This window comes from Streptomyces tremellae (assembly GCF_039540215.1).
In the GTDB taxonomy this organism is placed as follows: Bacteria; Actinomycetota; Actinomycetes; order Streptomycetales; family Streptomycetaceae; genus Streptomyces; species Streptomyces tremellae.
Genome location: NZ_BAABEP010000026.1, coordinates 52,539 through 75,832, shown reverse-complemented (window position 1 = coordinate 75,832; position 23,294 = coordinate 52,539). Strand labels below are relative to the sequence as shown.

Genomic DNA, 23,294 nt, shown 5'->3' with positions numbered 1-23,294 from the left:
TCCCCCGGGAGTGAGTGCGCCGTGATCCGCCATCTGGTCCTGTTCAAGCTGAACGAGGGTGTCTCCCACGACGACGTGCGGGTACGCGCGGGCGTCCGCGCGTTCCAGGAGCTCGGCGGGCAGGTGCCCGAGGTCGAGTCCTGGGAGTTCGCCCGCAACGTGAGCGCCAGGGACAACGCCTACGACTACGCCATCAACGCGTCCGTCGCCGACCCGGAGGCGCTCCGCCGCTACGCCGACCACCCCGCGCACGTGGCGGGAGTCGCCCTCTGGCGCGAGTTCGCCACCTGGGTGATCGCCGACTACCCGGTCTGAACCGGCCGGACCCCATGCCCCACATCGGGATGATGTGGGGCATTTGGCGTTTAAGAGGCAAATAACCGTCAACACGGAGTTACTAGGTGCTTGCGCATAGTGCACATGTCTTGTGATGCTATGACCGCTTTTGACAGATGAGTTGACCGCAGTTGACGAGGGGTGGCGTGACGTGTCGGCCAGTACAACGCCTCAAGCCCCGCCACGGGGCCCCTCCGCCGCGGACGCCGGGAGCGCCCCCGGCCGCCCCGCGGGGCCCGCGGAGCCGGATCGGGCCCCCGCGGCGGAGCCGGCCAGGGCACCGACGGAGAACCAGAGCAGGGCCGCCGACACCCGCGCCCTCACCCAGGTCCTCTTCGCCGAGCTGAAGACGCTGGAACCCGGCAGTGAGGCGCACCGCAGGGTGCGCGCCGCCCTCATCGAGGCCAACCTCCCGCTGGTGCGGTACGCGGCGGCCCGCTTCCGCAGCCGCAACGAGCCCATGGAGGACGTGGTCCAGGTCGGCACGATCGGTCTGATCAACGCGATCGACCGGTTCGACCCGGACCGGGGCGTGCAGTTCCCGACCTTCGCCATGCCGACCGTCGTCGGCGAGATCAAGCGCTACTTCCGGGACAACGTGCGGACCGTCCACGTGCCGCGCCGGCTGCACGAGCTGTGGGTGCAGGTCACCGGCGCCACCGAGGACCTGACGACCGCGCACGGCCGCTCCCCCACGACCGCCGAGATCGCCGAGCGGCTGAAGATCTCCGAGGAGGAGGTGCTCGCCTGCATCGAGGCGGGCCGCTCCTACCACGCGACCTCGCTCGAGGCGGCCCAGGAGGGCGACGGGCTGCCCGGCCTGCTCGACCGGCTCGGGTACGAGGACCCCGCACTGGCCGGCGTCGAACACCGGGACCTCGTACGGCATCTGCTCGTACAGCTGCCCGAACGCGAGCAGCGGATCCTGATGCTCCGCTACTACAGCAATCTGACGCAGTCGCAGATCAGCCAGGAGCTCGGCGTCTCACAGATGCATGTGTCAAGACTTCTTGCCCGAAGCTTTGCACGCCTCCGATCCGCAAATCGGATCGAGGCCTAACCCCCACGGGCACATCCTGATTTGACGTCATCTGCCGTCCCAGCGGCTCCAGATGGCCGTTTTCCAACGGTTGACCCCTTCTCACATGTCGACATGTCACTACAGCGTGTTGCCGACATGTGACATTCTGCGGGTACCGCGTTTGGGTCGGCTCCGCCGCCGGTATTCAGGTGGAGGCTGCGTTCGTCGAAGAGAACGCCCAGCGCGACCGTCCGCGACCTCAAGGGGGTGGCATGTCCGCAGAACAGGGCAGCCCTAAGGTGCTCACGCTCACCAAGAGCGCTCCCGCGCCCGACGCTCTCGACACCGTGGTGGCCCAGCCGCCGGTGCCGTCCCAGCCGGAGGCCATCGATACCCGTACGCTCTCCCGGTCCCTGTTCCTGCGGCTCGCCGCGCTGGACGCACAGGGTCCCGAGGGGGCGGAAAGTCCGGAACGCACCTATGTGCGCGACACTCTCATCGAGCTGAACCTCCCGCTCGTCCGGTACGCGGCGGCTCGATTCCGCAGCCGCAACGAGCCGATGGAGGACATCGTCCAGGTCGGCACGATCGGCCTCATCAAGGCCATCGACCGTTTCGATTGCGAACGCGGCGTCGAATTCCCGACGTTCGCAATGCCGACGGTCGTGGGCGAGATCAAGCGCTTCTTCCGTGACACCTCGTGGTCGGTGCGCGTGCCGCGCCGCCTCCAGGAGCTGCGCCTCGCGCTGACCAAAGCGAGCGACGACCTCTCGCAGAAGCTGGACCGCTCTCCGACCGTGCCCGAACTCGCCGCCGTGCTGGGCGTGTCCGAGGAGGACGTGGTCGACGGGCTCGCGGTGGGCAACGCGTACACGGCGTCGTCGCTCGACTCGCCCTCACCCGAGGACGACGGCGGCGAGGGCTCGCTCGCGGACCGGCTCGGCTACGAGGACCTCGCGCTTGAGGGCGTGGAGTACCGGGAATCGCTGAAGCCGCTGCTGGCGAAGCTGCCGCCGCGCGAGCGGCAGATCATCATGCTCCGCTTCTTCGCGAACATGACGCAGTCGCAGATCGGCGAGGAGGTCGGCATCTCCCAGATGCACGTCTCCCGGCTGCTGACCCGCACGCTCGCGCAGCTGCGCGAGGGCCTCATCTCGGACTGACACACGCGGGGCGCCGCCCTGCGCGCCTCAAGGACCTGAGGGGCCTGAGGGACCTCAAGGGCCCCAGGGGCCTGAAAGATCGGAAGGGCCCGGGGTGCACCCGGGCGCCTGACGCGCCCCGGCCGACACCTTTCGGCGCCGTTTTGCGGCGCCACCGGTGAACACCCGGGACGGGTACGGGCGAGAGGTGACATCGGGCACACCGGCGACGGCGACCGCCGGTGGCCCGGCCCCGGTGACGCATCACCATGCGGTCGCGCGCGCCGCCGCGGCCGGCCGCCGCCGCGCGCCCACGCGGGCGGGGACGGCGTACGCGCCCCGGCCGCACGAGCGCCCCGGCGGACCGCGGGGTGCTCCGGAGGGAGCGTCAGGCGAAGGCCAGCCAGGCCACGACGGCCAGCACGACGACCACCAGCACGACGGCGACGATCACACCCGCCTTCGGGCCACCGCTCTGCCGGGCGGCCGCGGGCTGACGCTGCGGCTCGCCCTCGTCGACGAAGGCGCGGAACATCTGGGTGCTGCCCGCGGGGTCGGGGTTGCCAGGTGTGCCCTGAGGGCCCTGCGGGGCATGAGGGTTGTGTGCCATGAGGCGAGACCCTAGCGAACACGCGGGTATCGCCCAACCCCGGGCCCGGAAAGGGCTGTCGGGGCCATTCACGTTTCTCGCGGCTTTTCCTCGCCGCCGCCGCGCGGGCCCCCGCCCGGACCTGCGACGGAGACCTGGTTCACCAGGCGCGTACACAGCTCACGCACACGTGGGGCACAGTTTCCCCGTGAATGAGTGTGCGGCCGCACGCATATGCAAGCTTATTGATCATTCTGATGTGAAGATTTTGTTTTTCCATAATGGATCTCGTAACCTTTCATTTGCCTGCGGCAACCAACAGGTTTACGGTTGCCCTAAGCAACGAACTGTCGGGAGGGGCCCATGGCCACACAGAGCCGGTACGTGGAACTGGCTCGGCACATCACGGCGCTCGGCGCGGTCAAACGGGCGCTGACCCGTTCGCTGCCCGCCGAGTGTCCTGGCGGCCCCGCGGCCGTGCTGTCCCTGCTCAACGCCCACGGCGAGATGCGGATGAGCCGCCTCTCCGAGCTGCTCGCCGTCGACGTGTCGGTGACCAGCAGGCACGTGGCACACGCGGCCCAGCACGGCTGGCTCGAACGGCTGCCCGACCCGGCGGACGGCAGGTCGCGGCTCCTGCGGCTCACCCCCGCGGGCCGCGACATGATCGCGACGCTCGGCGACCGGGCCGTCGAGATGATCGCCAGCACGCTGGCGAACTGGACGGACGAGGACATCGACTCGCTCACGACCATGCTCGGGCGGCTGCGCGCGGACTTCGGGGACTGCCGGATAGCCCACGGCGACCAGCCGCTCCCCGGGCACCGGCCCCCCGCGGGCCGCGTTCCGGAACAGGCCCCCTAGCCGGGCCGCGGACCCCGCGGGCCCGTGGATCACACCCTCACACCCGTACGACAAGGAACCAGACCAGATGGCTACATCCACCCCCACCGGTGTGCGGGGCGGCCACGCCAGGCACGGCGGCGAGCCGGCCCCCGCCTCCGCCGGCACCGGCGCGCCGATGACGCACCGCGAGATCATGCAGGCCCTCTCCGGCCTGCTGCTCGGCCTGTTCGTCGCGATCCTCTCCTCGACGGTCGTGACGAACGCCCTGCCGCACATCATCTCCGACCTGGGCGGCGGGCAGAGCGCGTACACCTGGGTCGTGACCGCCTCGCTGCTCGCGATGACGGCGACCACGCCCCTGTGGGGCAAGCTGTCCGACCTGTTCAGCAAGAAGCTGCTGGTCCAGATAGCCCTGAGCATCTACGTCCTGGGCTCGATCGTCGCCGGCCTCTCGGTCAACTCCGAGATGCTGATCGCGGTGCGCGTCGTCCAGGGCATCGGCGTCGGCGGCCTCTCGGCCCTGGCGCAGATCATCCTGGCCGCGATGATCTCCCCGCGCGAGCGGGGCAGGTACAGCGGCTATCTCGGCGCGGTCTTCGCCGTCGCCACCGTCGGCGGCCCGCTGCTCGGCGGCGTCATCACCGACACCTCCTGGCTCGGCTGGCGCTGGTGCTTCTACGTCGGCGTCCCCTTCGCGGTCATCGCGCTGATCGTCCTCCAGAAGACGCTGCACCTGCCGCTGGTGAAGCGGAAGGTCAAGGTCGACTGGGCCGGCGCGTTCTTCATCAGCGCAGCCGCCTCGCTGCTGCTGATCTGGGTGACCTTCGCGGGCGACAAGTACGACTGGATCTCCTGGCAGACCTACGCGATGGTCGGCGGCTCGATCGTGCTCGGCCTGATCTTCCTGCTGGTCGAGGCGAAGGCCGCGGAGCCGATCATCCCGCTGCGGCTGTTCCGCAACAGGACCATCTCCCTCGCGTCCCTCGCGTCGCTGTTCGTCGGTGTCTCGATGTTCACCGGCACGGTCTTCTTCAGCCAGTACTTCCAGCTCGCACGCGGCAAGAGCCCGACGATGTCCGGCGTCATGACCATCCCGATGATCGGCGGCCTCTTCGTGGCCTCCACCGTCGCGGGCCAGGTCATCACCCGCACGGGCCGCTGGAAGGCCTGGCTCGTCACCGGCGGCTTCCTGCTGACCGGCGGCCTCGGACTGCTCGGCACCATCCGCTACGACACCCCGTACTGGCACATGGCGTTCTTCATGGCCGCCATGGGCCTCGGCATCGGGATGATGATGCAGAACCTGGTGCTGTGCACGCAGAACCAGGTGCAGGCGCAGGACCTCGGGTCGGCGAGCTCCACCGTCACCTTCTTCCGCTCCCTCGGCGGCGCGATCGGTGTCTCGGTACTGGGCTCGATCCTCAGCAACCGGGTAGGTGACTACCTCAGGGACGGCCTCACCGCGCTCGGACCGCAGGGCAGGGCCCTGGCCGCCAAGGCGGGCGACAGCGGCGGGACAATCCCTGACCTGGGCTCCATGCCCGCGCCGCTGCGGCACGTCATGGAGGTCGCATACGGTCATGGCGTCGGCGACGTCTTCCTCTACGCGGCCCCGTGTGCGTTCGTCGCGTTCGTTGTCACCTGGTTCATCAAGGAGGTCCCGTTGAGGACACGCGCAGTCGGCGACCCGTCGCAGAACCCGCAGGAGCCCGCGGCGGCCGGCTCCGCGCAGGCACAGGCGCCCGAGACCGCGGCCGCGTACGACCTGCCGCCCGCCGCCGACACCGCGGCCACGGCCGGGGCGTTCGCCGGCGCGGGTGCCCCGCCGCTGCCCGACGGCACGCCCGTGCACGGTCTTGTCCGCAGCGCCGAGGGCGCCGCGGTGCCCGGCGCGGCCGTCACGCTGATCTCGCTGGCAGGACGCCAGCTCGGCCGCTCGGTCGCGCGCCCCGACGGCGTGTACGCCGTGGACGCCCCGGGCCCCGGCAGCTACGTGCTGATCGCCTCGGCCGACGGCTTCCAGCCGCAGGCGTCCACCGTCGTCGTCGGCGAAGAACCGCTGCCGTACGACATCCTGCTCTCCGGTACGAGCGGACTCGCGGGCCTCGTCCGCGCGGCCGAGGCGGGCACGCCCATCCCCGACGCCATGGTGATCGTCACCGACATCCGCGGCGACGTCCTCGCCACCGGCAGGTCCGACGCGCAGGGCGCCTTCGCCTTCGGGGAGCTGGTGCCCGGCTCGGTGACCGTCGCCGTCAACGCGTCCGGCTTCCGGCCGCTCGCCCTCCCGGTGGAGATCGGCGGCCAGGGCGTGACCAGGATCGAGGCCGTACTCCAGTCCGGCGCGCTGGTGCGGGGCACCGTACGGGCGGGTGCCGACCGCCGCCCGCTGCCCGACGCACGGGTCACGCTGGTCGACGCGGCGGGCAATGTGGTCGCCACGTCCACGACGGGCGACGACGGCGCGTACGCCTTCGCCGACCTGAACGCGGGCGACTACACGGTCATCGCGACCGGCTACCCGCCGGTCGCGGGCTCGCTGACCGTCTCGGGCCAGGGAGTCGACGGACACGACATCGAACTCGCCCACCCCGGCGAGTGACACGGTCCCCGCCGGCCGGCGGGGACCGAGGGGGGCAGGCGGGTGCGGGCAGGACGCGTACCGCGCACACCGGCGCCCCGTGGGGCGCGCGGCGGGCGCGCCGGGCCCCGCCCGCCACGAGGCCGCCGCCCGCGCACCAGCGGGCGGCCGCCTCGCCACACAGCGCAACCAAGGAGAGAACGCGGGATGGGACTTCGCGCACAGGTCAGGACGCGGGACGGCTGGGCCGTGCAGCACGCGGTCGTGACCCTCACGGACACCGGCGGCAACCAGGTGCTGCGCGCCTCCGCCGACCAGGACGGCGTCGTCACCGCGCCCGACACGCTGGCCCCGGGGCCGTACACGGTGGTCGTCACGGCCGTCGGCTACGCCCCGTCGGCCGCGACCGCCCTGGTCACCGCCAGTGGCAGGGCCGACGTCGGCACGGTCGTGCTCGCCCGGCAGGGCGGGTTCGAGCTGCCGGAGACCGGCGCGTGGAGCATCGACCCGGCGCACTCGTCGGTGAGCGCCGTCGCGCAGCACCTGGGGATCTCCAGCGTGCACGGCCGCTTCAACGAGTTCGGCGGCACGATCGAGGTCGTCGAGAACGGCGGCGAGTACACCGCGTCCCGCGTCGAGGCCGCGATCAGCGCGGCCAGCGTGGACACCGGCAACGCGCTGCGCGACAAGCACCTCAGGTCGCCCGACTTCCTCGACGTCGAGGCGTACCCGGAGATCACCTTCCGCAGCACGGCCCTCACGCCCGCGGGCACCGACCGGTGGACCGTGCACGGCAAGCTCGCGCTGCACGGCATCGAGCGGGACGTCGACCTCGACCTGTCGTACCTGGGCACGGGCGCCGACCCGTGGGGCGGGGTGCGGGCGGCCTTCCACGCCACCACCGAACTCCACCGCGAGGACTTCGCGATGAAGTACAACCAGGTGCTCCAGGCGGGCATCGCGATGGTCGGCGCGGTACTCAAGGTGGAGCTCCACATCGAGGCCGTACGGGGCGAGCTGCCGCCGATGCCGTGACCGGCGGCGCGGGCGCGGTGCCGCCTACGACCCGCGGGGCCCGCGTGTCCCGCGGGTCGTAGGCTGCCGCCATGGCACCCAACATCGCAACGAACACCGCCGTCGACCGCGAGGCGCTCCTCGACTTCGTCCGGCCGCGGCACCGCGCCATCCTTCTCACCACCCGCTCCGACGGCCGGCCCCAGGGCTCCCCGCTGACCTGCGGCGTCGACGACTCCGGCCGGATCGTCGTGTCGACGTACCCGGAGCGCGCGAAGACGAAGAACGCCAAGCGGGACGCGCGTGTCAGCCTCATCGTCCTGTCCGACGAGTGGAACGGCCCCTGGGTCCAGGTCGACGGCACGGCCGAGGTCCTCGACGTGCCGGACTCGGTCGAGCCGCTCGTCGAGTACTTCCGCACCATCTCGGGCGAGCACCCGGACTGGGACGAGTACCGCGCGGCGATGGTCAGGCAGGGCAAGTCCATCATCCGCATCACCCCGGAGCGCTGGGGCCCCGTCGCCACCGGCGGCTTCCCCGCGCACCTCGCGACGCAGGACTGAACGGACGGCGCCCGGCGGCGGTTTCGGTCGACGGGAGGGGTCGTACGGCGGAGGGTTCGCCGGCCGGCTCTCGGCCGGCGGCGGTTTCGCCCGGCCGGGTCTCGCGGTAGCGCGCCCGGCGGGGCCTCCCTCAGAGGCCGCGCGCTCAGGCGGCGGGGCCCGGCCCCCGGTCCGCGGGGCCGCCGACCTCGCGCTTCCGCACGGCGTCTATGCCCGCGACCAGCAGATCGAGCGCAACCTCGAAGTCGCGCTCGCGCATCTCCTGGACCGTCGCGTCGCCGCGCGCCGCGAGCAGTCGGCCCCGCCCGGCGAGCGCCTCCCTGAGCGCGGGGCGCTCGTCGATGGAGCCCGTCGCGCGCCGGTAGTACTCGTCCTGGCTGAGGCCCGCGTCCGCACACCGCTGCACGAAGTGGCCCTCGATCGTGCCGAATCCGTACACGAACTGGAAGACCGCGGTGGTCGCCCCGCGCTGCGCGTGCGGTGGCAGGCCGGTGCTGCGCACCACGGACTGCACGGCGTGCGAGAACCGGGTCGCGCACGGGCCGATGTTCAGGTACTTGCCGATCAGCGGCGACGCCCACGGGTGCCGTACGAACACGGACCGGTAGCTCGTCGCGAGCGCCCGCAGCCGCTCGGGCCAGCCGGCGGCTCCCCCGCGGCCCTCCCCGCCTCCCCCGCCGGTCCCGCCGTCTTCGACGTCCGGCACGCTGACCTCGCCGAAGATGTGGTCGAGGGAGAGTTCGAGCAGGTCGTCCTTGGTGTCCACGTACCAGTACAGGGACATGGCCGTCACCCCGAGCTCGGCGGCGAGCCGCCGCATGGAGAACTTCTCCGGGCCCTCCGCGTCCAGCAGCCGCACCGACACCTCGGTGATCCGGTCCCGGTCGAGGCTCGCGGACTCGGTGCCCGCGCCACCCGCCGACGACTGGTCCGGCCGCTCGTGGCGGCGGCCCCGCACCCTCGGCTTTCCCTCAAGCCACACACTCGTCCGGGCGGGACGCTTCGCACGATCGGTTCCGGCGACCACGGGCCAGCCTCCTCGGTTCCTTCCGGCCGGGTGGTGCCGGACCTTCAGCGGTGTGTACGGGTCGGGCGACGGGCGCGCTCGGCGCCCGCGCCAGGGGCGGTGGCCCGGCGGGCCGCCCTCCGTACGCCTTCCCGTACCGCTCCCATGATCCACCCGGTTCCGGATGTTGCGCCGTGGCTGGTGGTGATCCTTTCCCCGCGTGCTCCGCCGCTCGCCGCGCGCCCCCGCGCGCGCCGCCTTCCCGCGCCCCTGCCGGCTCCCCTCGGGGGCCGCGTCAGCGGACCGTGCCCGGCTCCCCCGGCTTGATCAGGTAGCCGGCGCCGCGCCTGGTGTGGATCATCGGCGGCCGCCCGACGTCGATCTTCCTGCGCAGGTACGAGATGTACAGCTCGACCACGTTCGCCTGGCCGCCGAAGTCGTACGACCACACGCGGTCGAGGATCTGCGCCTTGCTCAGCACGCGCCGCGGATTGCGCATCAGATAGCGCAGCAGCTCGAACTCGGTGGCCGTCAGGTGGATCGAGTCCCCGCCACGGGTCACGTCGTGGCTGTCCTCGTCCAGCGTGAGGTCGCCGACGACGAGCATCGACTCGCTGCGCACGGTGGCCACACCGGAGCGGCGGATCAACCCGCGCAGCCGCCCCACGACGTCCTCAAGGCTGAACGGCTTGGTGACGTAGTCGTCGCCGCCCGCCGTGAGGCCCGCGATCCGCTCCTCCACGCCGTCCTTCGCGGTCAGGAAGAGGACCGGCACCTGCGGCAGCTCGGCGCGCAGGCGCCGCAGCACCGCACGCGCGTCCACCGCGTCCACGGCGGGCGCCTCGCCGCCGACCCCGCCGTCGTCGGCCGCCCCCGCCCCGGCTCCGGCTCCGGCTCCGGCTCCGGCTCCGGCTCCGGCCAGCGAGACGTCCCATATCACGGCATCCGGGGCGAAGTCCCTGGCCGAGTCCATCGCCGAGGCGCCGTCGCCCGCGCTGAGCACCTCCCATCCCTCGTACCGAAGGGCCATGGAGAGCAGCTCGGTGAGCGACGCCTCGTCGTCGACGACGAGTACGCGGACGGGACTCCCGTCCGGCTTCAGCATTTCGGTGCGCCCGCGGGGCGAGGTGATGGTCATACTCCTCACCCTCTGCACGCCCTCTGAGAGCCGTCTTGCCCCTTTCTGTGAATTGCCTGAGAAAACCCACAGGGAATCCTCAGGAAGCGGCTCCGCCCGCGACCGCCCCGCCGCGGCCCGCCTCCGCCCCGCCACCACGCGCCTCGATCCCGAACAGCGACGCCGCGTTCCCGTGGCAGACCGCCCGCAGCCAGGCGTCGCCGAGCCCGAGCCCTTCGAGCGCCGTCAGCTGGTGCGCGTACGGATACGGGATGTTCGGGAAGTCCGACCCGAGCAGCACCCGGTCCCCCAGGTCCGCGAGCCGCGCCCGCACCCCGGGGTCGCGCGGGAACGGCGTCACGGCCTCCGTGAAGTCAGTGAACGCCATCGTCGTGTCCAGCCGCACCTCCTCGTGCCGCTCGGCCAGCTCCATGAACTCCGTGTACTCCGGCATGCCGAGGTGCGCCACCACCAGCCGCAGCCGCGGGTGGCGGGCGAGCAGCGCGCGCACCGGCCCCGGCCCGGTGAAGGCGCCGCGCACGGGCCCCGAGCCGCAGTGCGTCACCACCGGCACCCGCGCCTCGGCGAGCAGCCCCCACACCGGGTCGAGCAGCGGGTCGTTCGGGTCGTACGCACCGACCTGGAGATGCGCCTTGAACACGCGCGCCCCGCCCTCGACCGCCGCCCGTACGTACGACTCGGCGCCCGGCTCCGGGAAGAACGTCGCCGTGCGCAGGCAGTCCGGCGTACGGTCGGCGAACCCCGCCGCCCACGCGTTGAGCCACTCCGCCATGCCCGGCTTGTGCGGGTAGAGCATCGACGTGAACGCGCGCACGCCGAAGCCCCGCAGCAGCGCGACCCGTTCGTCCTCCGCCTGCCGGTAGGCGATCGGCCACTCCCGCCCGATGAGGGGCCCGGCGCTGTCGAAGTACGCCCACACCTTGCGCAGCACCCGCTCCGGCATGAAGTGCGTGTGCACATCGACAAGCCCCGGCAGCCCCACCCGCGCGAGGAACGCCCGCACGGCGGCCCGCTCGTCCACCCCTTGATCGCTCATGCCCTCCACTCTGGGCGCGCACGGCACCCGTGTCCATGAAGTCCCTCCGCCCCTCCGGCCCGGGCGCGCGCCTGAGCCATGAGGTGCGGGGGCCCGCGGTCAGAAAAGCCCGTCCTGCACATCCGTCCGCAGCTCCCGTACGGGCAGGGTGAGCGCCCCGGCCCCCGCCGCGCCGGCGCCCCCGCCGCCCGGGGCGCCGCGCTCCAGTCCCCAGCCCCGCATCAGCCGGGTGTCGACGGCCACGATCCCCCTGCCCGCCACGGCGAGATGCAGGTCCGGGCCCGCGGCCGCCACCAGTCGCCCCGCGACGGCGCCGCCGTCGACCAGCTCCGTCACCGCGGCGGCCACTGGCACGGGAGCGGCCACCGAGGCGGGGGCGAGCACCGGCGCGGGGGCATGCGCCGACGCCGGGGCGGGGGCCGACCCGCCCGAGGCGGCCGGACGTTCAAGGCCGAAGACCCACGCGTGGTCCACGGCCTCGAACACCGAGGGCTCCAGGGCCGACGGCCGACCGGGCAGGGCCAGCGCGCGGGCATGGAGGCCCGCCAGCTCCGCGGCGCGCTCGGGCCCCGGCGGCAGGTCCGCTCGCGCCGCGCGCTTCGCGGCGTACGGGATGCGGTCGGGCACCCCGAGCGCGGCGCGCAGCAGCTCCTCCGTGCGCCGCGCGGCCATCAGCGGGCCGCGGCCGAGCCAGCTGAAGGTCACGGCGCCCTGTTCGAGCAGGCGGGCGGCGCCACGCTCCTCCCGGGTGATGCCGACCTTCACCATGCCCGGGCCGAACCACGCCAGGTAGACGCGGTAGGGCCGCGGGTCGTCGGCCATCGTGTCGGCGGCGACCGAGCGCAGCCGGTCCAGGCGCGCGCACTCGGGGCACTGGGCCCCCGTGCTCCGGGCCGGCACCTCGGCCGCGAGCGGGCACCGGCCGCGCCCCGCGCCGGTGCACCGGCGCGGGCCCACGGCACGGAACGCCACCTCGCGCCCGTAGACCAGCTCGCTCAGCCGCTCCGCGGCGGCACCGCCGCTATGTCTCCCGCCATACGCACCCCCGTCTTCCCCCGCCGGCCCCTCCGGACTGCGGGACTCCCAGACCAGCCAGGGCCCTGGGGAGCCGCCGCCACCCCACCGAACCCCGGCACAACGCCATGTGTCCGACACTTCTCCGAGAGTAGAGCCGACCACTGACAATCGCCCTGACCAGCGAAAACGGCACGCGGCGCCGCGGCGCCGAGGTCCGGGGTCCCGAGGCCCCCAGATCCGGGGTCCCGAGGCCCCGAGGCCCGAGATCCCAAGGTCCGGGACGCCCGAGGTCCCGGGGCCCGAGATCCCAAGGTCCCGAGGCCCCGAGGCTCAGTGCTCCCCCGCCAGCTCCCCGCTCAGCCGCGCGTGCAGGGACGCGCTCTGCTCGTTGAGGCCGGTGATGGTGACCTTCTTGCCGCGCTGCGCGTACTTCGCCTCGACGGCGTCGAGCGCGGCCACCGACGACGCGTCCCACACGTGGGTGCCGGACAGGTCGATGACGACGTCGTCCGGATCGTTCGCGTAGTCGAACCGCGCGACCAGGTCGCCGCTCGACGCGAAGAACAGCTCCCCCCTCACCGCGTACACCACCTGGCGGCCCTCCGGGTCGGTCACCGACGTGACGTCGGCGAACCGCGCCACCCGCCGCGCGAAGATCACCATCGCGACGACGGACCCGGCGACGACACCGATGGAGAGGTTCCCGGTCGCCACCACGACGACCACGGTCAGGACCATCACCGCCGTCTCGCCGACCGGCATGCGCCGCAGGGCGGCGGGCCGTACGGAGTGCCAGTCGAACGTCCCGACCGACACCAGCACCATCACCGCGACCAGCGCCGCCATCGGGATGTCGGAGACGACGGGGCCGAGCACCACGCACAGGACCAGCAGGAAGAACCCGGCGAGGAACGTCGAGAGGCGGGTCCGCGCCCCGCTCTTGACGTTGATCATCGTCTGACCGATCATCGCGCAGCCGCCCATGCCGCCGAACAGGCCCGTCACGATGTTGGCGATGCCCTGCCCGATGGACTCGCGCCTCTTGTCGGACGGGGTGTCCGTGAGCTCGTCGACGAGCTTCGCCGTCATCAGCGTCTCCATCAGCCCGACCAGCGCCATCGCCAGCGCGTACGGGGCGATGACGGTGAGTGTGTGCGCCGTGTACGGCACGTCGGGGAGGCCGGGTACGGGCAGCGAGGACGGCAGCCTGCCCTTGTCCCCCACGGTCGGCACGGCGATCCCCGCGGCCACCGTGACCAGCGTCAGCACGACGATCGCGACGAGCGGCGCGGGCACGGCCCGGGTGAGCCTGGGGAACAGCACCATGATCACCAGGCCGGCCGCGACCAGCGGATACACCGGCCAGGGCACGTCGCGCAGGTTGGGCAGCTGGGCGGTGAACAGCAGGATGCCGAGCGCGTTGACGAACCCGACCATCACGGAACGCGGCACGAACCGCATCAGCTTCGCGACCCCGACCGCACCGAGCACGATCTGGAAGACGCCGGCGAGGAGGACCGTGGCGATCAGGTAGCCGAGCCCGTGCTGGCGCGCCACCGGCGCGACGACCAGGGCGACGGACCCGGTCGACGCCGAGATCATCGCGGGCCGTCCGCCGACGAAGGCGATCACCATCGCCATCGAGCACGCGGCGAACAGGCCGACCTCCGGGTCGACCCCCGCGATGACGGAGAACGAGATCGCCTCCGGGATCAGCGCAAGGCCGACGACGAGCCCCGCGAGCACCTCGGTACGCAGCGCCGCGGGCCCCAGCCGCCGCAGCCCGAAGCCACGGCGCGGCAGGGGCGGGAAGGAACCGGGCACAGCAGAGCACCACCTGAGCAGTCGAGGCCCGCGAGGGCCGGGGGGTCGGTCGGGCGAACGGGCGGCGCCCGGCCGCAACCGCAACCGCAGCCGTAGGACATACGGGCACACGGGCACACGGGCACACGGGCACACGGGCACACGGGCACACGAACGTACGGGGGTGTACGAAGGATGTGCGGTCGTACGAACGCGGACGTACGAGCGGCCACCGCAGGCGCACGACAGCACCGGCGCACGACAGCCGCATCACCGCGACCGCCGTACACCCGCCACACATCCGTCACGCCACCACGGCGACCGGGACGCCGCAGCGACCTGGCCGACCAAGGCTGCCATGGCGACCACCGAGCCGAACTCTACCCTGACGTAAGGGTAGGGATGCCCCTCGCCGGAGTGGCCTCCCGACCGTGGACCCCGCCGGATGGCCCTCCCCTGGGCACCGCCGCGAGCGGCCCGCCGCCCGCGGACTGAGATGCTTCTCCCCTGGTCCGCAGAGGGACCGGCAGAGGGACCGGCAGAGGGATCGACAGATGGATCGGCAGACTCGACCGGCAGAGAGGACGGGCGCGGTGCACACGGGCAGCTCCGAACACATGGACACGCACCTGCACATGCAGATCGGCGAGGTGGCGGCGCGCACCGAGTTGTCCCTGCGCACGATCCGGCACTACGAGGACGTGGGCCTCGTCACCCCGTCGGCCCGCTCCCAGGGCGGCTTCCGCCTCTACACCGACGGCGACGTCCAGCGCTTGATGGTGATCCGCCGCATGAAGCCGCTCGGCTTCTCCCTCGACCAGATGCGCGACCTGCTCGCCGTCACCGACCGGCTCGACGCGGACGAACCGCTCACCGACCAGGAGCGCACCGAACTTGCCGCCCGCCTACGCGAGTTCGAGGAGGCGACGGCAATGCGCGCCGCCGAGCTGCGCGTACAGCTGGCCCGCGCCGAGGAGTTCGCGCAGACCCTCCGCACGAGGGCCGCGAAGGCGGCGCCCCCGCAGCCCTGACCGGCCGCGCCTCAAGAGCCCGTTTCCTGTCGTCTCTCGCAACTCCTCCCGTGGTGGACCGAGTTGCGGCACACTGGTGCTGCTCCCATCGACGGGGGATGGGGCGCCGCGCACGACTGCCACGGATTCGCCATCCCGGCGCGTGCGACACGCGGTTCCTCATGAATGACGGCCGGCCCTGTCCGGTCGTAAACAGCGTGGGTGTCGGGTCGGAGCCCGAAGCTCCGTGAACCGGAAGGAACCCTGCGCATGGCGAGCGCAACTGAACCGTGAGGGCGAGGCCGCTGCTCGGCCTGGTGTCAGGTGGTCTCCTGGTGCCCGTCGCAGTGGCCCATCCATTAATCGGCGCGGCCGCCGTCCTCTGCCCGGTCGTCCTCTTCTGCTGCGTCGTACTTCCCGGTGTGTGGTCCGCGAACCCGACCCGCCGCAGGGACGCCCGCGTCATGGTCGAATTCCTCCTCGATCCCACACGGAGCAGACGCCGATGACCGCGCCCCACCACCCCTGCCGCGCGCCGCCTCCGAGCAGATCGGAAGGCGCTCTCCGGCTCGCAGCTCGAAGGACGCTCTCCGGCTCGGGGCCGGCCGCGTCGGTGGTCACGGAACTGAGGGTGGTCACGGAACTGAGGGCGATGCCCGCGGCGGTCTCCCGCTCCTCGTGGCAGGCCGCCGTTCAGACGGCAGGGATGATCCCGCCGTCGACGCGGAACTGCGCCCCGGTGAGCCACTTCGCGCGCCCGGACGCGAGGAAGGCGATCATCTCGGCGACGTCCTCGGGATCCCCTGGGCGGCCCATCGGCACCTTCAGGTGGTCGACGAGCTGCCGCGCGACCTCGTCGGGGGCGACCCCCCGCTGGTCGGCGACCTGGCGGAGGTGGGCCTCGGCTCCCTCGGTGACGACGAAGCCCGGCAGGACGCACACCACGCGCACCCCGTACTCGCCCACCTCGGTGGCCAGTCCGCGGCTGTACGTGTTGAGCGCCGCCTTCGCCGCGGCGTAGGACGCGTCCGCGTGCTGCGGGAGGCGGCTCGCGATCGAGGAGACGTGCACGACGACGCCGCTGCCCCGCTCGACCATTCCCGGCACGAGGGCCCGGTCCAGGCGTACGGCGCTGAGGAGGTTCATCTCCAGGTCCGCACGCCAGGACGCGTCGGAACGGACCAGGGTCGGCGCGGGGGCGCTCGCCGCGCCCGCGTTGTCGACGAGCACGTCCACCCCGCCGAAGCGGTCGACGACCTGCCGGCCGAGTTCCGCGGCGCCCTGCTCCGTCGAGAGGTCCGCGGGGATGAACGTGCCGGGCAGGTCCTTCTTCGGCCTGCTGCGGGAGGCCGTCAGTACGTCGGCGCCCGCGGCGGCGAACCGGCGCGCGGTCGCCTCGCCCAGGCCGCGGCTCGCGCCAGTGACCAGTACGCGGAGCCCCTCAAGCCGTTCTCCCTGGTCCGTCATGGAAACCCTCCTCGATAAGATGAGCCCGACTCCGGAAACCATACACAAACGGAGTCGGACTCACATTAGGGAGGCTCTGTTGCCGTCATCACGTCCCCTGCGCGCCGACGCCCGGCGCAACCGCGAGGCGCTGCTCGCCGCGGCGCGCGACGCGTTCCTCGGCGACGACACCGACGCGCACGTGGAGGAGATCGCCCGCAGGGCTGGAGTGGCCATCGGCACGCTCTACCGCCACTTCGAGACGCGCGAGGCCCTCGTCGAGGAGGTCTACCGGAAGGAGGTCGACGAGCTGTGCGCCGCTCCCGGGGAACTCCTCGACCATCACGCCCCCGACGAGGCGCTGCGCCGCTTCCTGCTGCTCCTCGTGGACCACGCGGCCGTGGGCAAGGGGATGGCCGTCGCCCTGGAGAGCATCACGGCGACGGACTCGCCGGTCTTCGACAACGCCCGCGCCCAGATGGCGAACACGCTCACCCGCCTCCTCGACGCGGGCGCGCGGGCCGGCACCCTCCGCGACGACGTCACCGGCCCCACCCTGCTGCGCGCCCTGGGCGGCATCTGCGCGATGCGCGCCACGGAGGGCTGGCAGGCCGAGGCCCGCCAGATCGCCGCCCTCCTCCACGACGGCCTACGCTTCGGCGCCCCGCGAGCCACGTGAGCCCCCGGCCGGCCCCAACGCGCCCTCGGCCCACCCGACTCCGCGCCCACCGGCCACGGGCGCCCACGGGCCCGGTCCGGCGCGGGGACCCGCACCCGGACGGGCCCTGAACGCCATCACACAAAACAACCAGAGGCCCCGGATTTCTCCGGGGCCTCTGGTGTGCTGTGCACTCGGCAGGATTCGAACCTGCAACCTTCTGATCCGTAGTCAGATGCTCTATCCGTTAAGCTACGAGTGCTCGCCCGGCGGGATCTTCGTCCCCCCTGCGGTGCGAGAACAACATTACATGACCTGCGGCTCCAGGTGAAATCCATTGGCCGCACCCCGCTGACCTGCGGAGATGGCGCGATCCTCCGGCCGGGGAGACGACTGAAGCCCCGGCCTGGAGGCCGGGGCTTCTCGGTGCGGAGGCGGAGGGATTTGAACCCTCGATGGATGTATAAGACCCAAACCGCATTAGCAGTGCGGCGCCATAGACCGGACTAGGCGACGCCTCCACAGCCCGCGCGCACGCGGGCTCGCTGTGCAGATGATGACACACCCGGGGGCGCGCTCACCAATCGTTCCTCACCGTACCGGGCGGGTGTACGGCATGGCAAAGCACTCGCCAAGCGCAACGTCCCGGGCGCTGCCGCGTTGGTCCTGGGGAGAGTCCGGGACCCGTCCCGGGGCGCGTGCCGGTGGACCGGGCGGGCGCCGGGTCGGGGACCGTCCCGGATCACCCCCTGGAGCTAGGAGTCGCCTTGCTGCCTCGCCCGCGCCGCCGTCGCGCCGTACCGCTCGTCCCCCTGTTGTCCGTACTCCCCGTGGCGCTCGCCGGGCTCGTCGCCGCCGCGCCCGGCGACGCGCCGCGGGACGCGCTCACCGTCCTGGTGTCCGACCCGTCCGGCGCGCGCGGCACGCCGTCCTCCTCGTACGAACTGCGGTGCGAGCCCGCCGGCGGCACGCACCCGGACGCGGCCGCCGCGTGCGACCGGCTCGACGGGTTCGGGCGGGACGGGGGCGACCCGTTCGCGCCGGTGCCCGAGGGGCAGCTGTGCACGCAGATCTACGGAGGGCCCGCGACCGCGCGGGTCGTCGGCACCTGGCACGGCCGCGCCGTGGACGCCTCCTTCAACCGGCGCAACGGGTGCGAGATCTCGCGCTGGCGGCAGCTCGTACCGGTGCTGCCCGACCTCGGCTGACTCGGCGGGGCGGGCGGGCGGGCGCAGATGGAGAGGGCGTGCGCGTCGCATGACCATCCTGTCGCGCCCGTCCGCCCCCGCGCTCACGCGCCCCGCACATCCACGATCCCCCGCCGCGCCCCCACCCCCAGCCCGTAGACTCCCTCCCGTGACAGGCCGGACCCCCGCGGGCAAGATGGGCGGCGCGGCAGGTCCGCGAAGCGCAGTGAGCCAGGGAGGAAGCGTCGTCGTGAGCAGCAGGCCATCCCGAGGCGCTGCTCGCCTCGCAGCCATACTCGACGCGCTTCCCGACGGCCTCGTCCTCGTCAACGCCAACGGCACCGTCGTCAACGCCAACGCGATCGCCCTGGAGATGTTCGAGGCCCCGGGCACCGCCCTCGTCGGCCGCGGGCTGCTCGATCTGCTGCCCGAGTTCGACTCCAAGCTGATCCCGGGCTCGATGCGCCGCCCCGCGTCCACGGACGCCAGGGGCCGTACGAAGCCGACGCGGATGTCGGCCCGCAGGACGGACGGCGCCGAGTTCCCCGTCGAGGTGACGAGCGCGTCCCTGGACAGCCGCGACGCGTACCGCGACCCCTCGGGCGGCTACACCGGCGACGAACTGCTGATGCTCGTCGTCCGCGACCTGGCGGGCACCGTCGACACCGAGGCGGAGCTGGCGCGTTCGCAGCGGCAGACCGAGATGATCCTGCGCGCCGCGTCCGAGGGCGTCGTCGGCACCGACACCGACGGCCGCGTCGTGCTGGTGAACCCGGCCGCCGCGCAGATCCTCGGCTTCCGCGCCACCGACCTCGGCGGCCGGGAGCTGCACACGCTGGTCCTGCACTCGCGGGCCAACGGCGACCCCTTCCCGTACGACGAGTCGCCGCTCGCGGACACCCTGCGCTCCGGCCGCAAGCACCGGGTGCGCGGGCAGGTGCTGTGGGCGAAGAACGGCTCCGCCGTGCCCGTCGACCTGACGACCGCACCGGTGCGCGACGGAGACCAGCTGGTCGGCGCCGTCATGACGTTCATCGACCGGCGCGCCCACGAGGAACTCGTCAAGAGCCACGCCGACGAGGTCGAGGAGCTCAAGCAGAGCGCCGCCGCCGAGCTGCGGAGCACCACCGAGCGGCTCACCGGCGAACTCGCCGCGACTGAGCGGCGCCTCACCGCCGACCTTGCCGCGGCCGAGCAGCGGCTGACCGCGGAGCGCGACGAGGTCGAGGAGCGGCTCACCGCGCAGCTGCGGGAGACCGAGGAGGCCGCCGCGGCCGAACTCGCCGACCGCAGCGACCGGTACGCGGCGGAGATCGAGGAGCTGACCGAGCGGTACGAGATCGTGGCGGCGCGCCACGCGCAGCTGACCGCGGTGCTCGGCGGTGCGCTGCGCGGCCCCCTTGAGGAGCTGCGCGGCGAGCTGACCACGCTCGCCGCCGACCCGGCGGGCCAGTTGTGGCCCGAGGCCAACCAGATCCTGCACCACCTGGCCGCCGGATACGCGCGGATGACGACGCTCGTCGACAACGTCCTCGGCTACCAGCGGCTCGACGAGGGCACGGAGGAGCTGACCAAGCAGACGGTCATGCTCGACGGGGTGGTCGCGGCAGGCGTCGACGGCGCGGTGGAGCTGATCGGACCCGGCCGGGCGCAGTTCGCCGTGCACGCGCCGCCGATCGAGGCGGAGGTCGACCCGCACCGGCTCGCGACGGCGCTCGCGCACCTGATCGCCGACGTGGTGGGCGTGGACGCGACGGGCCGCTCGCGGCACCAGCCGCAGGGCGGGTACGTCGACTCGACCGTCGTGGTCGCCGCGGCCCAGCGCGACAACGTCGTACGGATCGAGGTGCGCGGCCCCTTCCCCGGCGGCGACCCGGTGCACGAGCCGATCGTGCAGGGCATCGTGCGGGCGCACGGCGGTGTCCTCCAGACGCACCAGGTGCCGGGGATGGACGGCATGTCGTACGTGCTGGAACTGCCGCTCGGCGAGGGCGGCGGCACGGTGCAGGCGACGGGCGCGGCCGTCCCGTACCAGGAGCAGACCGGCGCGCCAGGCACCACCGTGGGCGGCGGCCGCGGCGGGCGGCGCAGGGCGCGGCGGGCCTCGACGGACGCGTTCCTGGCGTCGCCGACCGGCGGGAACGGCGGGGGCGGGGAGAACGGAAGGGACGGGGGCGCCGGGGAGAACGCGGTGGAACCGCCCACCGGCCGGCGCAGGGCACGGCCCATGGCCGAGGACGCGCAGGCCGCGGCCGGGGGCAGCGGGCCCGAGGGCGGCGCGCTGGTGCCCGCCCCCGGCGGTGACGCCGGTACGGGCCGCCGCCGGGGCCGCCCGAGCCCCGCCGAGGGCGCGGTCGTACCCGCAGGGCACGGCACGCGGCGCGGCACCGCCGTGCCGCCGGGGGGCGTCGGTACGACGGTGCCGCCGCAGGGCATGCCCGCGCGGGGGCACCGGGCCGCGGGCCAGGCCGCGCAGGGCGGCCAGAACGCGCTGCCCGCGCTGCCGTCGGGGCCGATCGCGCCGCAGCCCGCGCCCGCGGACGCGCCGGCGCTCGCACCCGTGCCGCCGCAGGGTGGTCCTGGCGCGCCCGCCGCCCCGTCCGCCACCAGGACGGCGCCGGGGCCCGCCGACCACCAGGCCTCCCCGCAGCAGCAGCCCACGGGCCGGCGGGCGCGCCGGGTGCTCGCGCAGGGGCAGGGGCAGCCGGGGAGCGAGCAGCCGCAGGCGCCCGCGCAGGCCCAGGGACACGTACAGGCCCAGGGACACGTACAGGCGCAGGCTCAGGGGCGGCCTCAGGTCCAGGGGGAGCGGGCCGAGGCGGAGGGCGCGCGGTCGCCGTTCGCGCTGCCGCCCGGGGCCGCGGACCGTACGGACGACCCGGCGCGCCACGACGCCGCGCACACCGCGCAGGACGCGGACCACACCCCGCCGCAGGCCCACCCCCTGCCGGGCACCGACGCGCCGACGGCGGGCGACAGGGCGCAGCTGCCGCGGCGGCCCCAGGCGCCCGCCGAGCCGCCGCGCCCCCGGCAGGCGCCGCCCGCGGGGCGTCCGCTGCCCGTGGCGCAGCCGCTGCCCGACGAGACGCCGCCCGGCGGCACCGCGACCGGGCACGACACCCAGGGCCGCGCGTTCAGCGTGCGCACGCTGGGGCAGGGCGTGCCGTTCGCCCGCGGCGGGCAGGCGCCGGGCGTGCCAGGTCCCGGGGCTGCGGGCCGCAGGCGCAAGCTGGGCAATCGCACGGAGCCTGCAGCGGACGGCGCGGCGCCGCAGCGCCCCCAGCCGCAGCAGCCCCAGGGGCCCGCGACCCCGCAGAGCACGTCGGTACCCCTGCCGCCGCCGTCCCCCGGCGCGGGCGGCGGACGCGCCGAGGGCCGCTCGTACGCCATCGGGGCACCGGACGAGGGCGCCGAGGGGCCCGAGCCGCTGGACGGTCCCGGTGGCGCGGTCGAGGTGGCCAACCGGCCTCAACCGCAGCCGGTGGACGACGAGTTGCCGCCGGAGCCGCTGGACAACCCGCGTCGGCTGCTGGTGTGGCCCGCGCCGGACGTCTCCACGGAGCAGGCGCTGAGCGAGCGGGGCTACCGGCCCGTCGTGGTGCACTCGCGCGAGGAGGTCGACGCGCAGATCGCCGCGTTCCCCGCGGCGCTCTTCGTGGACCCGCTGACCGGGCCGATCACCAGGACCGCACTCCAGTCGCTGCGACAGGCCGCGGTCGCCGCCGAGGTGCCGGTACTGGTGACCGCCGGTCTCGGCCAGGCCAACCGGGACGCCGCGTACGGCGCCGACCCCGCCGTGCTGCTCAAGGCGCTCGCGCCGCGCGACAGCGAACAGCACCCGCCGCGCGTCCTGCTGATCGAGGAGCACGAGGAGATCGCGCTCGCCCTCTCGACCACCCTGGAGCGGCGCGGCATGCAGGTCGGCCTCGCTGCCGAGGACAACGAGGCGGTGGCCATCGCCGGGCAGATGCGGCCGAACCTCGTCGTGATGGACCTGATGCAGGTGCGGAGGCGGCGCGCCGGGATCATCGACTGGCTGCGCGCGAACGGCCAGTTGAACCGCACGCCGCTGGTCGTCTACACGTCGGCCGGCATGGACCCGGCCGAACTGCCGCGCCTGGTGCGGGGCGAGACCGTGCTGTTCCTCGCGGAGCGCTCCACGAGCGAGGAGGTCCAGGCGCGGATCGTGGACCTCCTCGCGAAGATCGGGACGAACTGACGGCCGCCTCGCGGGGTTCGGCCTCGGGGACTTGCTTTCGCGGGGCGGCCGGCAGGCCGGGCCGGCTCGGACGGGGCCCGGCTGACGCGGCGGCCCGCTCACGCGGCAGGCAGGTCAGCGCGGCGGTCGGTCTCAGTGTCCGTCCGGCACCCACCCGTACACGCGGGTGAGCGGGAGCCGCAGGAGCAGGCGCCGCTGGGCGACCATCGCCGCGCGGAAGTCGTCCCAGTCCGGGTGTTCGCCGCGCAGTGCGCGGTAGTGCGCGACGAGCGCGTCCGCCGCGTCGTCGTCGGGCGCGCGGGTGACCTCGCCGAGTTCGGCGACGCCCTCGCCGACCGCGTAGGCGCCGAGGTCGGGCGTGGTGACGTAGAAACTCGCGCGCGGGTCGCGGCGCAGGTTGCGGGTCTTGGCGCGGTCGTCGGTCACGGAGATCAGCAGGATGCGGGGCTCGGGGTCCCACAGGTACGAGACGTTCGACAACTGCGGCCTGCCGTCACGCTTCTGGGTGGTCAGGACGCCGTTGACGGTCGTACCGAACAAGCTCCAGGGGTCACTCACGGGCGCTCTCCTCGTGGCATCGTCTGCGGGCCTGGCGGCCACCAGTATCGTGCGCGGACGCGGGCGCGGCGGGGTGCGCCGCGGGCTTCCCGTGCGGGCACGGGAGCCGGACCGCGCCGGACCG

At 73.4% G+C, this 23,294-nt stretch carries 19 protein-coding genes and 2 tRNA genes; 11 read left to right on the top strand and 10 right to left on the bottom strand.

Annotation, left to right across the window (positions count from 1 at the left end; genetic code table 11):
• Positions 1–21: 21 nt before the first annotated feature.
• The 3 genes from ABEA77_RS18810 to ABEA77_RS18800 all read left to right on the top strand — a co-directional run bounded on the left by ABEA77_RS18810 (position 22) and on the right by ABEA77_RS18800 (position 2,520).
• Positions 22–315 (top strand): Dabb family protein, encoded by a 294-nt coding sequence (locus ABEA77_RS18810; protein ID WP_345648618.1) that lies wholly within the window; start codon positions 22–24, stop codon positions 313–315.
• Positions 316–487: 172 nt separating this feature from the next.
• Positions 488–1,396 (top strand): RNA polymerase sigma factor SigF, encoded by a 909-nt coding sequence (locus ABEA77_RS18805; protein WP_345648615.1) that lies wholly within the window; start codon positions 488–490, stop codon positions 1,394–1,396.
• Positions 1,397–1,629: 233 nt separating this feature from the next.
• Positions 1,630–2,520, top strand: a complete 891-nt coding sequence (locus ABEA77_RS18800) for an RNA polymerase sigma factor SigF (protein WP_345648613.1) — start codon at positions 1,630–1,632, stop codon at positions 2,518–2,520.
• A gap of 367 nt (positions 2,521–2,887) precedes the next feature.
• Here the strand turns inward: ABEA77_RS18800 and ABEA77_RS18795 are convergent, their stop codons facing one another.
• A complete protein-coding gene (locus tag ABEA77_RS18795; protein WP_345648610.1) occupies positions 2,888–3,109 on the bottom strand; it encodes a hypothetical protein in 222 nt (73 codons plus the stop codon).
• Between the two features lie 342 nt (positions 3,110–3,451).
• Between ABEA77_RS18795 and ABEA77_RS18790 the strand changes: the two genes are divergently transcribed.
• From ABEA77_RS18790 to ABEA77_RS18775, 4 genes are all read left to right on the top strand, one after another.
• Positions 3,452–3,952: a MarR family winged helix-turn-helix transcriptional regulator gene (locus ABEA77_RS18790; protein WP_345648608.1), complete on the top strand. Its 501-nt coding sequence runs from the start codon at positions 3,452–3,454 to the stop codon at positions 3,950–3,952.
• A gap of 157 nt (positions 3,953–4,109) precedes the next feature.
• Entirely contained in the window at positions 4,110–6,536 is a 2,427-nt protein-coding gene (locus tag ABEA77_RS18785) for an MFS transporter (RefSeq protein WP_486389441.1), read from the top strand.
• A 186-nt stretch (positions 6,537–6,722) separates the two neighbouring features.
• Complete coding sequence (locus ABEA77_RS18780) at positions 6,723–7,550, top strand: YceI family protein (RefSeq protein WP_345648603.1); 828 nt, start codon at positions 6,723–6,725, stop codon at positions 7,548–7,550.
• A gap of 71 nt (positions 7,551–7,621) precedes the next feature.
• Complete coding sequence (locus tag ABEA77_RS18775) at positions 7,622–8,092, top strand: PPOX class F420-dependent oxidoreductase (RefSeq protein WP_345648601.1); 471 nt, start codon at positions 7,622–7,624, stop codon at positions 8,090–8,092.
• Positions 8,093–8,237: 145 nt separating this feature from the next.
• Here ABEA77_RS18775 and ABEA77_RS18770 read toward each other — a convergent pair whose 3' ends face one another.
• From ABEA77_RS18770 to ABEA77_RS18750, 5 genes are all read right to left on the bottom strand, one after another.
• Complete coding sequence (locus ABEA77_RS18770) at positions 8,238–9,119, bottom strand: TetR/AcrR family transcriptional regulator (protein ID WP_345648599.1); 882 nt, start codon at positions 9,117–9,119, stop codon at positions 8,238–8,240.
• A gap of 274 nt (positions 9,120–9,393) precedes the next feature.
• Positions 9,394–10,236: a response regulator transcription factor gene (locus ABEA77_RS18765; protein ID WP_345648596.1), complete on the bottom strand. Its 843-nt coding sequence runs from the start codon at positions 10,234–10,236 to the stop codon at positions 9,394–9,396.
• Between the two features lie 79 nt (positions 10,237–10,315).
• The gene (locus tag ABEA77_RS18760; protein WP_345648594.1) at positions 10,316–11,272 is read right to left on the bottom strand and encodes an amidohydrolase family protein; all 957 of its coding nucleotides are present in this window, start codon (positions 11,270–11,272) and stop codon (positions 10,316–10,318) included.
• Between the two features lie 99 nt (positions 11,273–11,371).
• On the bottom strand, positions 11,372–12,427 hold the full coding sequence (locus ABEA77_RS18755) for a DUF2797 domain-containing protein (RefSeq protein WP_425588316.1): 1,056 nt from the start codon (positions 12,425–12,427) through the stop codon (positions 11,372–11,374).
• 192 nt (positions 12,428–12,619) lie between these two features.
• A complete protein-coding gene (locus tag ABEA77_RS18750; RefSeq protein WP_425588315.1) occupies positions 12,620–14,113 on the bottom strand; it encodes a SulP family inorganic anion transporter in 1,494 nt (497 codons plus the stop codon).
• A 614-nt stretch (positions 14,114–14,727) separates the two neighbouring features.
• Between ABEA77_RS18750 and ABEA77_RS18745 the strand changes: the two genes are divergently transcribed.
• On the top strand, positions 14,728–15,123 hold the full coding sequence (locus ABEA77_RS18745) for a MerR family transcriptional regulator (protein ID WP_345648686.1): 396 nt from the start codon (positions 14,728–14,730) through the stop codon (positions 15,121–15,123).
• A 672-nt stretch (positions 15,124–15,795) separates the two neighbouring features.
• Here ABEA77_RS18745 and ABEA77_RS18740 read toward each other — a convergent pair.
• The gene (locus ABEA77_RS18740) at positions 15,796–16,569 is read right to left on the bottom strand and encodes an oxidoreductase (RefSeq protein ID WP_345648591.1); all 774 of its coding nucleotides are present in this window, start codon (positions 16,567–16,569) and stop codon (positions 15,796–15,798) included.
• 79 nt (positions 16,570–16,648) lie between these two features.
• On the opposite strand from ABEA77_RS18740, the gene ABEA77_RS18735 reads away from it, so the two are divergent.
• Positions 16,649–17,227: a TetR/AcrR family transcriptional regulator gene (locus tag ABEA77_RS18735; RefSeq protein WP_345648588.1), complete on the top strand. Its 579-nt coding sequence runs from the start codon at positions 16,649–16,651 to the stop codon at positions 17,225–17,227.
• Between the two features lie 168 nt (positions 17,228–17,395).
• Here ABEA77_RS18735 and ABEA77_RS18730 read toward each other — a convergent pair.
• Positions 17,396–17,468 (bottom strand) — tRNA-Arg (locus ABEA77_RS18730).
• A gap of 167 nt (positions 17,469–17,635) precedes the next feature.
• A tRNA-Ser gene (locus ABEA77_RS18725) sits at positions 17,636–17,727 on the bottom strand.
• Between the two features lie 246 nt (positions 17,728–17,973).
• Here ABEA77_RS18725 and ABEA77_RS18720 point away from each other — a divergent pair.
• On the top strand, positions 17,974–18,414 hold the full coding sequence (locus ABEA77_RS18720) for an SSI family serine proteinase inhibitor (RefSeq protein WP_425588314.1): 441 nt from the start codon (positions 17,974–17,976) through the stop codon (positions 18,412–18,414).
• Positions 18,415–18,643: 229 nt separating this feature from the next.
• The gene (locus ABEA77_RS18715) at positions 18,644–22,612 is read left to right on the top strand and encodes a PAS domain-containing protein (protein WP_345648586.1); all 3,969 of its coding nucleotides are present in this window, start codon (positions 18,644–18,646) and stop codon (positions 22,610–22,612) included.
• Between the two features lie 132 nt (positions 22,613–22,744).
• Here ABEA77_RS18715 and ABEA77_RS18710 read toward each other — a convergent pair whose 3' ends face one another.
• Positions 22,745–23,170 carry a TIGR03618 family F420-dependent PPOX class oxidoreductase gene (locus ABEA77_RS18710; protein ID WP_345648584.1) on the bottom strand — a complete coding sequence of 142 codons (426 nt, stop codon included), beginning with the start codon at positions 23,168–23,170 and terminating at the stop codon, positions 22,745–22,747.
• Positions 23,171–23,294: the final 124 nt, after the last annotated feature.